This window comes from Tatumella sp. UBA2305, assembly GCF_002345795.1.
In the GTDB taxonomy this organism is placed as follows: Bacteria; Pseudomonadota; Gammaproteobacteria; order Enterobacterales; family Enterobacteriaceae; genus Tatumella; species Tatumella morbirosei.
The window spans coordinates 671,176-685,766 of the sequence record NZ_DDVT01000015.1 but is presented as its reverse complement, the minus strand read 5'-3'; the positions used below and the strand labels follow the sequence as shown (position 1 = coordinate 685,766).

The window sequence follows — 14,591 nt, the reverse complement described above, 5'->3', positions numbered from 1 at the left end:
TTGCCCTGTTTAACGGTATAAATAGGTTGTTGCTAACGCTTTTATTTCGACCAACAGCGTCTGGAGAGTTTCTAGTCGCTGGTTAATCAAGTCCTGCTGCTGGGCCTGTTCGTGTTGATACCCTGCAATCAGTGTTTTTTGCTGGTTAATCTGGCCCTCAAATTCGTTGCTGACGTTGTTCAACAGAATGGTTAACTGCTCGTCTACAATGATGGGTAGCGCCTTTCTCATCTCACTTTTTATGCCAGGGAAGACTGTGTTTAACAGATTAGCGCGTGCGCGCTCCTGGGCACCGGACGCAGAGAACAGTCGAAGAATATCGGGTAAAAAGACAATAACTAGTTCCAGTACCGGGTTAAGTACATTTGTCGTTACGGCCAGAACGGTGGAGAGCAGGCGGTAATATTTTCCTGCATTTTCTTTCGCGGCAAAATTGCTGCTCATGTTTTCCAGGAAACTGCTGACTGCTTTTAGTTTTCCTTCTGTTTTTACAGCAATATTTGTCACCCAGTTTGGGTCCAGTGTGACCATCATGGCGTTATTTTTCGCCAGGCTCAGCGACAGTTCATCGATCAACTCAGACGAGATTTGATCCATTTCACGTTTTATTCTTTCGGTTAAATTGCCACGAATGATATCGGATATCTCACGCTCCAGTGTGGGAGAGGCATTTTGCGTCGTAGAGATATGAGCAAGTCGGTCAACCTGATTAGTGAGATCATGTTCGATGGCGTTAATACAACGTGTGACGAGCGGGGCGGAGAAGCGATAATTCATTTCGCGCTCTGTTTTATCGCGCTGTGCAATCAACTCCGCTAATGCACCTTCAAGGGAGAGCAGGGCATCGGCATTACTGCTTTCGCTGTTTTTAATGATATTGCTGGCGAAATTAATCTGATTGATCAAATCGAAATTTTGATCCTTCAGACGGTCAATAAACAGATTATGAAAGAGACGCTCAGGATCAACCGCTCCCAGCAAGTCGCTCAGTGCGTTCGCAGACTGGTTACCCAATTCAATAATCTGTTTTTCTGCCCCGAAGTAAAGCTGGAGCTGTTCATCGATATACGTCGTTATTTCCTGTACCTGTTCCGGCGCGCGCAAATTGGTCTTGCTGAGAATAAACGAGAAATCACTTTCGTAGGTCTTAATATTATCGAGATTACGCAGCATAGACTGGGTGACGGTTCCATCTTCCACGCTTGTCACTACAATAAAATGCACCCCGCGCGGCAGATAATAAGACAGCGCTTTGTTATGGCTTTCTAATGAGGAGCCATAGCCGGGCATATCCACTAGGATTAGGGGCGTAATGGCCTCCAGCGCCGGGCTATTGATATAAAGGCGTAAATGGGAATACTCAGCGGATTTTTTATTCACATGCGGGAGATCTTCGGGTGCCAGACGATCTTCGCTGCCGTCGTGACGGATAGCCTGCAACCACGACTCTTTGGCAAAATGTAGCTCTGTTGCCAGTTCTGTCTCTGGGGCAATACCCACAGGTAACACCGGCGCACCCATAAACATATTGAGAAGTGAGCTTTTCCCTGCACTAAACGCGCCAATAACTGGGAGAAGAAGTTGGGTATTTTCAACCTGAGCAAGTAAATTGCGATCCCAGGAAATCTGTGACTCTTGCAGAAGCGTGCCGAGCTTTTGCAAATATTCTGCAAATTGCTGTTGATTCTTTAGCATTACTGGCTTGTACCTTACAGTTAATTCATCTGGAAATGGGTTTATTTTGTCAAATAATCAAGGTAATAATCTGGGCAACGGCAATCAGTGTCCAGGCAGCAGGCGGTGAATCCACTCTTGAGTAAAACTTAAAGGTTTCACTATCAGGTTCTCATTTTTACAGTGTGGACATGTATCAAAAAAATTGATGCCTCGAATGAGTACATCACTGCAAGGCGCAGTGACTTTATGCAATCTGCATTCAGGGCACTCAAATCTTTGTGGCGCTGGTCTTACGGACATTCTAGCTCCTTATTTCACTGTTTCGGCGGAATACGTAGTGCTCCTGTAAGGCGAGCCTCATGGCTTCGCCATTCCGATAGTAATCATGACCGGCGTACCATTTTACACTCTGCGGTATATTAATTTCTGCAGGAATTTATGGATATTGCTCTTAGCAGATATTTGTTAGGCTTAAATGCTGTACACAGAAACCTTTTTTGAAGGGTTTGAAGTGGGCAAAATGCCTGCAGGGCTTGTAAGAATTGAGCTATGCGCGATGTACAAAAAATCTGAAAGCTATATGCATCTGGTTTTCACTGCTTACATATACTGTAGGTAGAATTGTAGGTTTAAATTATAAATTAATAAATATTCATATTAATCAATCATTAAACACCCATGCAGCAGCGTTTATAAAACATCAATACTGTTGTCAGTGCTGCTTACCCATCAATCAAGCTTATCAGCCCATTTCTGCATCATCACTTTACGCTCATCAAGATAAGTCGCATGATTGTATGTGCGACGAACATTGTTGGTGTCAGCATGAGCAAGTTGAGCTTCAATAGCATCAGGTCGATAGCCCATTTCGTTTAAACGGGGGACTTCCTGTAGTTCGGGTAGCATGGGGACTATAAATGTCACTCCATCCGAGGCTTTTAAGTAGTTGGCGCCGCGAGTGCGATGTCATTGGCCCTGGCGGATTATCCCTGCCCGGAAAATGATGCTGCAGATGCCCGGTTAATCCTCGTAGGGTTTTGAGCATGTTGACGGCCTGGGAGGGGAATAACGTGTTCTCTGCGGGCATTCATCCGCGCTGCCGGAATAGTCCACAGGGCGTTATCAAGATCGAATTCTGTCCATTCACCTTCGGTGGCTTCTGCAGGACGCGCCAGCGTCCACCACATGAGCCACATGCAATAGTTAACCTGGTATGAGCCACGACTGTTGTCAAAACAGCTTAATAGCTTCCCGATTTGCTGTGGGTTTAATGCCTGTTTGTGCTGTGTCTTATTCGCCGGAAGCGCCTTGCGTACAGGCCAGACAGGATCGCTATCAGCTCTAAGCGTTCTACTGCCAACTAGAAAACCGATGAAATGGTTCGTCGGGCTTCGGCGGCGACAGTCGGAGTGCCGCGTTTAGCGGTTTCCTGAAGAATATTAAGAATGTGGTGTGGGGTGATATCTCTGACAGGGAGCTTACCGATTGCGGGAAATACCACTCGTTCAGCATATCCAGTCGGCGCGTTTTGGTGATTTCGGCCTAGTCTTTCATCTGTAACCACTCTTTAGCGATCAGCTCAAAGGTGTTAGAAGCGTCATTGACCATGCGGATCTTATCTAATTGACCAGCCTGTGTCGGGCTAACTCCATCCGCGACTTGTTTACGCGCTTTCGGCAAGTTTGACCGTTGGGTACTCACCCAGCATAAACATGTCGGATTTACCGTTGAGTTTAAACCGATAGCGCCATGCCTTTTTGCAATTGGGTTTCATTTCGAGGTAGGGACCGTTGAAATCATTAAGTGGATAGAGTTTTTCTTTCGGCACTGGCAGTGCGGCATTGTGTATCGGTGATGATAACGTGGTCTTGTTTATACCTTTATTGTACTCACTTAAAATGAAGGTGGAAGAATATTGCACTTATCCATGTATTCATTTTTGACAGCGTTGTTACGAGATGAGTTGAGAGCCTGTGAAATGAAAAATCCACGCAATTGCGTGGATTTTATAGCTTTTTGCGATTCTTATGAGACTCAGTGAAACCTCATGAGAGCACAAATTTTATTTAGACGTTAAACAGGAAGTTCATAACATCGCCGTCTTTGACGATATAGTCTTTTCCTTCGGCGCGCATTTTACCGGCTTCTTTGGCACCTTGCTCACCTTTGCAGGCCACAAAGTCATCAAAGGCGATGGTCTGGGCGCGGATAAAGCCTTTTTCGAAGTCGGTGTGGATTTTACCGGCGGCCTGTGGGGCGGTAGCGCCGACAGGGATGGTCCAGGCACGGACTTCTTTAACACCGGCGGTGAAGTAGGTTTGCAGGTTGAGCAGAGCATAACCGGCACGGATAACGCGGTTCAGGCCAGGTTCTTCCAGCCCCAGTTCGGCCATAAATTCTTCACGGTCAGCATCGTCCAGTTCAGCGATATCAGATTCAACTGCGGCACAGACCGGAACCACGACAGAGCCTTCCTGATCGGCAATCGCACGCACCTGGTCGAGGAACGGGTTGTTCTCGAAGCCATCTTCGGTAACGTTGGCAATGTACATGGTCGGTTTCAGGGTCAGGAAGCTCAGGTAACGAATCAGCGCTTTTTCGTCTTCATCCAGACCCAGAGCGCGCAGCATACCGGCGTTTTCCAGCTGTGGCAGACATTTTTCAAGCACTTCCAGCTCAGCTTTAGCGTCTTTATCGCCGCCTTTGGCTTTCTTCTGTAAACGGTGAATAGCACGCTCGCAGGTGTCCAGGTCGGACAGCGCCAGTTCGGTGTTAATCACTTCGATATCGTCGGCAGGGCTGACTTTACCGGCAACGTGAATGATATTGTCATCTTCGAAACAACGTACCACATGGCCGATAGCTTCGGTTTCACGGATGTTGGTCAGGAACTGGTTTCCCAGACCTTCCCCTTTGGAAGCGCCTTTTACCAGACCGGCAATATCGACAAATTCCATCGTGGTGGCGATGGTGCGCTGCGGTTTTACGATTTCTGCCAGCTTATCCAGACGCGGGTCAGGCATGGGAACCACGCCGGTATTAGGTTCAATGGTACAAAACGGAAAGTTAGCCGCCTCGATACCTGCTTTAGTCAGCGCGTTAAACAGGGTGGATTTACCAACATTAGGCAAGCCCACGATACCGCATTTAAATCCCATGCTTCAGTTACCTTATAACGTATTGGCGGCTGCACAGCAGGCAGCCGTCGGATCTGTAAAATTTCGCCGCATTATACACACAACCGGCCATGAAGGCGCGGATTTCCGGCAGGGTTCACCCGGCTTTAAATGCGTGCAGGCGATTCATCGCTTTCAGAAGATCATCTTTCAGCCACACCTCGGTGCAGCGTGCTGCTTCATCAATTGCCTCGTCAATCAGTTTCTGTTCACTCTGAGGGGGTTTACCCAGTACAAAACCGGTGACTTTATTACGATCGCCAGGGTGACCAATCCCGATGCGCAGTCGGTGGAAGTTAGGGTTGTTGCCCAGTTTACTGATGATATCTTTCAGCCCGTTGTGGCCACCGTGACCGCCACCCAGCTTAAATTTTGCGACGCCTGGTAGCATATCCAGTTCATCGTGAGCCACCAGAATCTCTTCAGGAGCGATACGATAAAAAGTGGCCATCGCTGCCACGGCTTTACCACTCAGGTTCATAAAAGTGGTGGGTACCAGCAGGCGGACATCATTACCGGCCAGATTTAGCCGCGCGGTGTAGCCATAAAATTTTGGCTCTTCCTTTAACGACTGATTATGCCGTTCTGCCAGCAGGTCCAGGTACCAGGCACCGGCATTATGCCGTGTTGCGGCATATTCCGCGCCAGGGTTTGCCAGTCCCACAATCAGTTTAATACTGCTCACTATTTCTTTCCTGCCGTGATTCGAAAACGCTTATTTTACTGTGTGGCAGGCAGAAGCACAAAGGCCTGTGAAGATCGCATGAAATGTTTATTAAGTTCCCGGTTTGTGATCTGTGTAGCAGTGAAGTGTAAAGTTGTTAATTAAAATTTTATTTAATTGTTCAACTGTTCGCTATGCGGGGAGAGACATGATGAAACATAAACAGTGTCTGATGTACGGAAATACACTCATGGGAGCCGGTCTGGTGGTCATTCTGGCCGGGATAGTTGTGGCAGTGCTTAATCAGTTGCCGTCATTTCACTTGCCGGATCTGGCAGTGGGACTGGCGATATTTGCCATCTTCCTTGGGGCGTTGTTATGGCTGACGGGAGCGCAGTTAGGCGGCCGGGAAAAAGTCTGTGACCGCTATTTTTTATTGCGCTATAACGGCTGCAAATTACATACCCGCCATAAATAACTGAAAACAGACCCGGTTACGGCCGCTGGTTTTCGCCTGATACAGGGCAAAGTCAGCGGTTTCCAGCAAACTGTTTAGCGCCGGCTTACGGGTATCGTTAATTGATCCGGTGGTAAACCCAATACTTACCGTATAGGGAATCGGGCTGCTGAGCGACTGTTCGGCCGCCTGTCGGATTTGTTCACATAATTCACCCGCCTGTTGCTGGTTCAGTAACCCGATAGCCGCAAACTCCTCACCTCCGAGTCGTGCAAAACAGAGATGCGGGGGGATTTTTTCACTCACCCGTCGGCAAAAATCCAACAGTATTTCATCCCCTTTAAAGTGACCGTGGGTATCATTAATCGATTTAAAATGATCAAGATCGAAAATAATCGCGGTACAGGGGCGTTGCTGGCTACGCCTGATAATATCGGCAGCCACCAGATAAAGTCCCCGTCGGTTTAAGGTGTTAGTCAACGGATCGATCTGTGACATCCGGTCCAGCTTCATCTGACTGCGTTCATTCACCATGGCAAGCAGGGTAAAGGATAATCCGATAATAAATAAAATAGACTCAAGAATGACATATAAAGAAAAGTGGCTGCCGCCAATAGCTCCGTTACGGCTGTCCGGGACAAACTGATCGAACAGTAGCCGGGCAAACTGAAATAACAAATGAATAGAAACCAGCACAATCGCTGGCCAGAATGTTGTTTTGATTATCTGCCTTAGCCTGCATAGCTCATAAAAGAATGCAGCGCTATACAGTCCACATAACAGTGTAATGGTAACGATACGTGACGGCAGATTATGATAAAAAGCAGGATAGAGGCAGAATAACGGCCACAGCAGGCAACTACTCAGCCACAGATAGCCAACAGGACGTTCTCCGAGTGATCGCATGATATTAACCATCAACCCGTAGCTGAGTAACAGCAACGTGTTAGAGACCACGACCGGTAGAAAATGATACCCTTTGCTACGCAGGCTGCTGAGAAAAACCGCACTCATGGTCATAGCCAGAATTAATGCCATATAGCCGAGTTCACGCTGACGTTTACCACCCAGCCAGGCAAAAACATAAATGATGGTCAGGAAACCCAGAATATATAATTCGCAAATAAACAGTGTGTAAATATCGAGTAACATATGCATTCCCCGAATAAGGCGCTAAATTAAGCAATGCACCCATATAAGTCAATGGTCTGATTTAATAACCGGCAGACAGGTTAATTTATTTTCCCGGCAAGAAATCACAAAAAACAGGGCAATAATTATAGCGGCAGGGATTTGTTATTATTAACAGACAAGTAACACAATCATTTTAATCAAAAAGACCGGGCATAAAGCCCGGTCTTTTAATTATCAACACTTAAGCAATAATTAGTGCTCAAACATCGCTGAAATAGATTCTTCATTGCTGATACGACGAATCGCCTCAGCCAGCATGCCAGATAATGTCAGAGTACGGACATTGGGTAGTGCTTTAATTTCAGGAGATAACGGAATCGTGTCACACACCACGACTTCATCAATCACTGAGTTACGCAGGTTTTCCAGCGCATTACCGGAGAAGATAGGGTGAGTGGCATACGCAAATACACGTTTGGCACCACGATCTTTCAGTGCTTCAGCCGCTTTGCACAGCGTACCACCGGTATCGATCATGTCATCGACCAGAACACAGTCACGGCCGGCAACATCACCAATAATGTGCATGACCTGAGAAACGTTAGCCCGTGGGCGACGTTTATCGATAATGGCCATATCCGCATCGTTCAGCAGCTTAGCTACCGCACGGGCACGCACTACACCGCCGATATCCGGAGAAACCACAATCGGATTTTCCAGATTCAGTTGCAACATATCTTCCAGCAGAATCGGACTGCCGAATACGTTGTCTACCGGTACGTCAAAGAAGCCCTGAATCTGTTCGGCATGCAGGTCGACCGTCAAAACACGGTCAACACCTACGCTGGACAGGAAGTCGGCAACGACTTTTGCGGTAATCGGGACACGCGCAGAACGAACGCGACGATCCTGGCGGGCATAACCAAAATAGGGGATAACTGCGGTAATACGACCGGCAGAGGCACGACGCAACGCGTCAACCATGACCACCAGTTCCATCAGGTTATCGTTAGTTGGCGCACAGGTGGACTGAATGATAAAAATATCACCACCACGTACGTTTTCATTAATCTGAACACTGACTTCACCATCACTGAAACGGCCGACAGCGGCGTCCCCGAGGTTAGTGTAAAGACGGTTGGCTATGCGTTGCGCTAGTTCCGGGGTGGCGTTACCAGCAAAAAGCTTCATATCGGGCACGAGAAAAACCTCAGGCTTTACGTCCAGAGAACCCTCTGCGTGGTGTCGCAGAGCAGGTTCACACAGGTGTATAAATGCGATACGCGCAGTATCTGGAACAGGTTGATACTGTCACGCACACGCTGATCTCTCAGATAACATTGTTTGTAGCGGTGAAGTATTCACTCCACGTGCAACAAAAGCGGTTATCCACTCAGGAGCGAGTTCAAGAACCCGCCGGGCAGCTTCCTCGGAATCAAACTCAGCAAACACACAGGCGCCGGTCCCGGTCAGGCGTGATGGCGCGTATTCTAACAGCCAGACCAGCAATTCATCAACCTTACGAAAACGTTTTCTTACGACTGGCTCACAATCATTCTGCCAGTTGCTATTCATTAGCTGGTTTAATGTCCGGTGCGGGCTGTTACGGGTCAGCTTCGGATCACTAAATACCAGTGGGGTAGGGATACTGACCCCGGGATGGGCCACCAGATACCATTTCTCGGGAGGAGTGGCAGGGTGGAGTTGTTCACCAACCCCTTCGGCAAAAGCGGCAAATCCGTGGACAAACACCGGGACATCGGCGCCGAGTTGCAGCCCCAGTTTTGCCAGGAATTCCGCAGAGTATCCGCATTGCCATAGCTGATTGAGTGCCACCAGTACCGTGGCCGCATTCGATGACCCCCCTCCCAGGCCACCGCCCATCGGAATTTTTTTCTGCACCGAAAATACAGCACCGGCACTTTCTGTGACCCGGTGCTCCTTAAGTGCTGCATTTTTTAGCAGCCGTGCCGCGCGGATAATTAAATTATCCTCATCGGCGACAGCAGCGACCGGTTGTGCCATGACCAGCCGACCATCAGCAGAAATTTCAATTTGCAGGCTATCGCCGTAATCCAGAAACTGAAACAGCGTTTGCAGGTTGTGATAGCCATCGCTGCGCTGCCCGGTGATATAAAGGAACAGATTCAGTTTTGCCGGGCTGGGCCAGGTTGTTATCATGGCAGTTTCCAGCTATCCATACGCAGTTTAATGGTTAAATCACCGGTGGTAACTTCCAAATCTGCAGGCAGAGCCGGTTTTACATCCTGACGATAGGCATTAATGGTCACCTTCCAGGTCTGGCCGTCCTGAGTATAGGTGGCGGTGCGCAGCTGGTAGTTGTCATTCAGGGTATAGCTGCTGGCAGAACCCGGCAGACCCAGCATCCACTGACGCAGGTTTTCCAGCGGAATTTTCATTCCGGTCAGCTCAGAAATCATTTTAGTCGCGTCATGGCTGAAATAGCGTTTACCGGTGTTATCCACCAGTTGCACGGTCTCTCCCTGGGTATCCAGCTGCATTTCGGTACTGCCCAGTGGATTGGTCAACAGTAACCGGTAACGATCGCCGGCGGTTTGTTGCCAGTTATAACGGGCATAGACTTTTTGCCGTTCAGACAGATAGGCAAATGCACCACGGGTCTGAAATGCGGTGACCTGTTTGACTTCACTGACATGTTGCTTCCATTGTGCGGAATCCGGACTTTTCCCGGGACCCTGTGGCGCGTTAGTCACACAGGCGGTTAACAGCAGACTGGCAAAAGGTAACAGCCGAACCAGCCGGCGGGTATTGGTTAATCTCACGTAGTCATCTCCTCAGACCCGGATTTTACTGCAGATAGGGTAAACGCTACCGTCCCGGCATTTAACCGTCAATGCTATTCAGGGATTATTGTGTGGCATCAGGTTAATCTTATTACAGTCATAGCTTTTGTATGGCTTTTCTTGATCTGACTCATCTTGTAGAATAGTCCTATAACCCTGACATTATTGGGACAACCCAACCACAATTGCCATGACGCTTCTAGCACTCGGAATCAATCACAAAACGGCACCTGTCGCATTGCGCGAACGGGTATCTTTTGGGCCGGACACACTTGATAAAGCGCTGGACAGCCTGTTATCACAGCCAAAAGTACAAAGTGGCGTGGTACTCTCAACCTGCAATCGCACTGAGTTATACCTGAGTGTGGATGAAAATGATGATATACAGGAACAGTTAGTGCGCTGGCTGTGCAGTTATCATCAGCTGAAAGAGGAAGATGTCAGGCAGAGCCTGTACTGGCATGAAAATAATGCCGCAGTCAGCCATTTGATGCGCGTGGCCAGTGGCCTCGATTCGCTGGTGTTGGGTGAGCCGCAAATCCTCGGCCAGGTTAAAAAAGCATTCGCTGAATCTCAGCGCGGGCATGTACTGAACAGTGAACTGGAAAGGATGTTCCAGAAAACCTTCTCGGTCGCCAAGCGGGTACGTACCGAAACCGATATCGGTGCCAGTGCAGTGTCGGTGGCGTTTGCTGCCTGTACACTGGCGCGGCAGATTTTCGAATCACTGTCCAAAGTTACGGTATTGCTGGTTGGGGCAGGGGAAACGATTGAACTGGTGGCCCGCCATCTGCGCGAGCATCAGGTAAAAAAACTGATTATTGCTAACCGCACCCGTGAGCGTGCCCAGCGTCTGGCAGAAGAAGTAGAGGCTGAAGTCATCGAAATTGGCGACATTACTTCACGGTTGCAGGATGCCGATATTATTATTTCTTCCACCGCCAGCCCGTTGCCGATTATCGGTAAAGGGATGGTGGAAAGTGCGCTAAAAGCCCGGCGTAACCAGCCGATGTTGTTGGTGGATATCGCGGTACCGCGCGATGTGGAACCGGAAGCCGGCAAGCTGGCGAATGCCTATTTATATACCGTGGATGACTTACAGGCGATTATTCAGCAGAATATGGCCCAGCGGGAAGCTGCGGCAGTCGAAGCCGAAAGCATTGTGGTTCATGAAAGTGGTGAGTTTATGTCGTGGCTGCGTGCGCAGTCAGCAGTGACCACCATCCGCGATTATCGTACCCATGCCGATCAGATCCGTGAAGAACTGGAATCACGGGCAATGCTGGCGCTGGAACAAGGACAGGATGCTAAAAAAGTCCTGCAGGATCTGGCGCACAAACTTACCAACCGTTTGATTCACGCCCCGACGAAATCTCTTCAGCAGGCTGCCCGTGACGGGGACGATGAACGTCTGCAAATTTTACGTGACGGCCTTGGCATTGAATAATGCCGGGTCGCCCTTTTCTGTGACTGGATAAACCTCAAATACATGAAGACATCAATTGTTGCCAAACTCGAAGCGCTGCAGGAACGCCATGAAGAAGTAGAAGCGTTATTGGGGGATGCCGGGGTTATTGCCGATCAGGAGCGTTTTCGGGCTCTGTCTCGCGAGTATGCTCAGTTAACCGACGTGACCAATTGCTTTCGCCAATGGCAGCAGGTTCAGGAAGATATTGAAACCGCAACACTGATGCTCGATGACCCGGAAATGCGCGATATGGCGCACGACGAACTGCAGGAAGCCAAAAGCCGCAGTGAGACGCTGGAACAGGAATTACAGGTGCTGTTGCTGCCGAAAGACCCGGATGATGAACGTCCGTGTTTCGTTGAAGTTCGCGCAGGCACCGGCGGCGATGAAGCCGCGCTGTTTGCCGGAGATCTGTTCCGGATGTACAGCCGTTATGCCGAAACCAACCGCTGGCGGGTAGAAATTATCAGCGCCAACGAAGGTGAACATGGTGGTTATAAGGAGGTGATTGCCAAAATTGCCGGTGACGGTGCTTATGGACGGCTGAAATTTGAATCCGGCGGCCACCGTGTGCAGCGCGTCCCGGAAACCGAGTCACAGGGGCGTATTCACACTTCAGCCTGTACGGTGGCGATTATGCCAGAAATTCCGGAAGCAGAACTGCCGGAAATTAATCCGTCAGACCTGAAAATCGATACCTTCCGTTCATCAGGTGCGGGTGGTCAGCACGTTAACACCACCGATTCCGCGATACGGATTACCCACCTGCCGACCGGTATTGTGGTGGAGTGCCAGGACGAACGCTCACAGCATAAAAACAAAGCTAAGGCATTGTCAGTGTTAGGGGCACGTATTCATGCCGCAGAAATGGCGCGTCGCCACGAAGCCGAAGCCTCAGCCCGGCGTAACCTGCTGGGCAGTGGTGACCGTTCTGACCGTATTCGTACCTATAACTTCCCACAGGGCAGGGTGACCGATCACCGGATTAACCTGACAATCTACCGTCTGGATGAAACGATGGAAGGCAAACTCGATAGCCTGATTGAACCTATTGTTCAGGAGTATCAGGCAGATCAGTTAGCGGCCCTGGCAGGCCAGGATTAATGCGTATCAGGGACTGGCTGGCACACAGCCGTGTGGTGTTACAACACAGTGAAAGTCCGAAACGGGACGGTGAAATCCTGCTCGGTTATGTACTGGAAAAGTCCCGTAGCTGGTTGATTGCGTTTGATGATACCACTCTGACGGCAGCCCAGCAGCAGCGGCTGGATGAGTTGCTGAAGCGACGTCAGCAGGGTGAACCGGTCGCTCATTTATTAGGTGAACGTGAATTCTGGTCACTGCCACTAAAAGTGAACAACAGCACCCTGATCCCGCGTCCGGATACCGAAATGTTGGTGGAAGTGGCTCTGGAATTATTGCCGGAAACACCCTGTGAAGTCTTGGATCTGGGTACCGGAAGTGGTGCGGTTGCTCTGGCGATCGGTTCAGAACGTTCGGATTGCGGGATAACCGGAGTAGACCGGGTGGCGGCTGCAGTGATGCTGGCACAGGAAAATGCGGCACAGCTTGCATTAAACAATTGTCATTTCAGGCAGAGTCACTGGTTCAGCCAACTGCCCGCCAGACGCTATCAGTTGATCGTCAGCAATCCTCCCTATATCGATGCTGCTGACCACCATCTGCAACAAGGGGATGTCCGTTTTGAACCCCTGAGTGCGTTGGTGGCTGAAGAAGGTGGTCTGGCAGATCTACGACATATTATTGAACAAAGCCGTCACTGGCTGCACCCGGCTGGCTGGCTGGCTCTGGAGCATGGCTGGCAACAAGGGGAAGCCGTACGCCTGTTACTGCACCGCAGTGGTTACCTGCAGGTCGCGACCCGTAATGATTACGCAGGAAATCCACGGGTCAGTTATGGCCAGTTTATTTCCGAACCGATGGCAGGATAAATGAGCTCTCTTTTTACACCAATACTGACACTACATCTGATTACCGTTTGTCTGACGGTGATTTTGTTTGTCAGCCGCTTTTACTGGAAAACCGTGAATTCTGTGATGTTGCAGCGTCGCTGGGTGAAAATCACCCCACATATTAATGATACGCTGCTGCTGCTAAGCGGAATAATGCTGATTTTTATCACCCACTACTTCCCGTTTACGGAAGACGGTCTCTGGCTGACCGAAAAAATATTTGCGGTAGTTCTGTATATCGGCTTAGGATTTATCGCCTTTGGCCGTCGTGATTTTTCGCAGTTTACCCGCGGAATTGCATTTTGCGCCGCTCTGTTAATGCTGGGGATTATTCTCTGGCTGGCGATAAACAGAGTGCCGCTACTGGGGATGTTATGAGTTCCGCAACCAATTTTGATTTTACCGACTGCTCGCTGTGTGAAGCGATGATCAGAGTGATGCAGCAGATACGTGCTGATTTTCCGTCAGACAGTGTACGGCGGCAGTTAGTGCAGATGGTGGACGAGGCACGTGTTCACCTGGCACAGGAAAGCGACGCAGAAAAACAGCTCGAACAACTGATGGAGCTGTTTTACGGTGAGTGGGGCTTTGGCGGCGCCAGCGGGGTTTACCGCTTATCTGATGTGCTGTGGCTGGATAATGTGCTAAAAACCCGTCAGGGTACGGCGGTTTCGCTGGGGGCGCTGTTGCTCTATATTGCCGGAGAGTTATCGTTGCCGTTGTTACCGGTGATTTTTCCGACCCAGCTGATTGTCCGTGCAGACTGGGTGGACGGTGAGATGTGGTTAATCAATCCATTTAATGGCGACACCCTGGATGAACATACCCTGGATGTCTGGGTCAAAGGCAGTATGGGGCCGACCTCCACTCTGTACGATGAAGATCTGGATGAATCGGAAATTTCAGTGGTCATCCGCAAAATGCTCGATACCCTGAAAGCCTCTCTGATGGATGAGCAGCAGCTTGAACTGGCGTTAAACGTCAGTGAAGTGTTACTGCAACTCGACCCGGAAGACCCTTACGAAATACGTGACCGTGGACTGATTTATGCACAGCTCGAATGTGAGCATATCGCACTGAGTGATTTAAATTATTTTATTGAACAGTGTCCTGAAGATCCTGTCAGTGAAATGATTAAGGTACAGATCCACGCCATTGAAAATAAACAAATCACGCTGCACTGAGCCGCGCTGATATCAGTAACTTAAGGAACCACG

General features: G+C 49.4%; 13 protein-coding genes and 1 pseudogene. 6 read left to right on the top strand and 8 right to left on the bottom strand.

The genetic code is table 11. From position 1 onward, the window contains the following. Positions 1-9: 9 nt before the first annotated feature. The 4 genes and pseudogenes from B3Z23_RS09575 to pth all read right to left on the bottom strand — a co-directional run bounded on the left by B3Z23_RS09575 (position 10) and on the right by pth (position 5,538). The gene (locus B3Z23_RS09575; protein ID WP_294907344.1) at positions 10-1,695 is read right to left on the bottom strand and encodes a dynamin family protein; all 1,686 of its coding nucleotides are present in this window, start codon (positions 1,693-1,695) and stop codon (positions 10-12) included. A 711-nt stretch (positions 1,696-2,406) separates the two neighbouring features. Further along, positions 2,407-3,536: pseudogene (locus B3Z23_RS09570) on the bottom strand (tyrosine-type recombinase/integrase). Between the two features lie 207 nt (positions 3,537-3,743). Next, positions 3,744-4,835, bottom strand: a complete 1,092-nt coding sequence (ychF, locus tag B3Z23_RS09565) for a redox-regulated ATPase YchF (protein ID WP_038020494.1) — start codon at positions 4,833-4,835, stop codon at positions 3,744-3,746. Positions 4,836-4,950: 115 nt separating this feature from the next. Continuing rightward, entirely contained in the window at positions 4,951-5,538 is a 588-nt protein-coding gene (gene pth / locus B3Z23_RS09560; RefSeq protein ID WP_294907338.1) for an aminoacyl-tRNA hydrolase, read from the bottom strand. 187 nt (positions 5,539-5,725) lie between these two features. Between pth and B3Z23_RS09555 the strand changes: the two genes are divergently transcribed. Continuing rightward, on the top strand, positions 5,726-5,995 hold the full coding sequence (locus B3Z23_RS09555) for a DUF2583 family protein (RefSeq protein ID WP_414716476.1): 270 nt from the start codon (positions 5,726-5,728) through the stop codon (positions 5,993-5,995). On the opposite strand, the gene B3Z23_RS09550 is transcribed toward B3Z23_RS09555, so the two are convergent. From B3Z23_RS09550 to lolB, 4 genes are all read right to left on the bottom strand, one after another. Beyond that, entirely contained in the window at positions 5,975-7,126 is a 1,152-nt protein-coding gene (locus tag B3Z23_RS09550) for a GGDEF domain-containing protein (RefSeq protein ID WP_294907334.1), read from the bottom strand. The genes B3Z23_RS09555 and B3Z23_RS09550 overlap by 21 nt on opposite strands. A gap of 234 nt (positions 7,127-7,360) precedes the next feature. Next, on the bottom strand, positions 7,361-8,308 hold the full coding sequence (prs, locus tag B3Z23_RS09545) for a ribose-phosphate diphosphokinase (protein WP_025901877.1): 948 nt from the start codon (positions 8,306-8,308) through the stop codon (positions 7,361-7,363). Positions 8,309-8,419: 111 nt separating this feature from the next. After that, on the bottom strand, positions 8,420-9,289 hold the full coding sequence (ispE, locus tag B3Z23_RS09540) for a 4-(cytidine 5'-diphospho)-2-C-methyl-D-erythritol kinase (RefSeq protein ID WP_294907328.1): 870 nt from the start codon (positions 9,287-9,289) through the stop codon (positions 8,420-8,422). Next, positions 9,286-9,912, bottom strand: coding sequence for a lipoprotein insertase outer membrane protein LolB (gene lolB, locus B3Z23_RS09535; RefSeq protein ID WP_294907325.1), 627 nt, complete (start codon positions 9,910-9,912; stop codon positions 9,286-9,288). Before lolB ends, ispE begins: the two co-directional genes overlap by 4 nt. Before the next feature lie 211 nt (positions 9,913-10,123). Here lolB and hemA point away from each other — a divergent pair, with 211 nt between their 5' ends. The 5 genes from hemA to sirB1 are packed head-to-tail and all read left to right on the top strand — an operon-like array spanning position 10,124 to position 14,558. Next, on the top strand, positions 10,124-11,380 hold the full coding sequence (gene hemA / locus B3Z23_RS09530; RefSeq protein WP_294907321.1) for a glutamyl-tRNA reductase: 1,257 nt from the start codon (positions 10,124-10,126) through the stop codon (positions 11,378-11,380). 42 nt (positions 11,381-11,422) lie between these two features. Beyond that, the gene (prfA, locus tag B3Z23_RS09525; protein WP_294907318.1) at positions 11,423-12,505 is read left to right on the top strand and encodes a peptide chain release factor 1; all 1,083 of its coding nucleotides are present in this window, start codon (positions 11,423-11,425) and stop codon (positions 12,503-12,505) included. Further along, positions 12,505-13,353 (top strand): peptide chain release factor N(5)-glutamine methyltransferase, encoded by an 849-nt coding sequence (prmC, locus tag B3Z23_RS09520; RefSeq protein ID WP_294907315.1) that lies wholly within the window; start codon positions 12,505-12,507, stop codon positions 13,351-13,353. The genes prfA and prmC overlap by 1 nt, the downstream gene beginning before the upstream one ends. Then, complete coding sequence (locus B3Z23_RS09515; RefSeq protein WP_294907313.1) at positions 13,354-13,752, top strand: SirB2 family protein; 399 nt, start codon at positions 13,354-13,356, stop codon at positions 13,750-13,752. After that, a complete protein-coding gene (gene sirB1, locus B3Z23_RS09510) occupies positions 13,749-14,558 on the top strand; it encodes an invasion regulator SirB1 (RefSeq protein WP_294907310.1) in 810 nt (269 codons plus the stop codon). Before B3Z23_RS09515 ends, sirB1 begins: the two co-directional genes overlap by 4 nt. Positions 14,559-14,591: the final 33 nt, after the last annotated feature.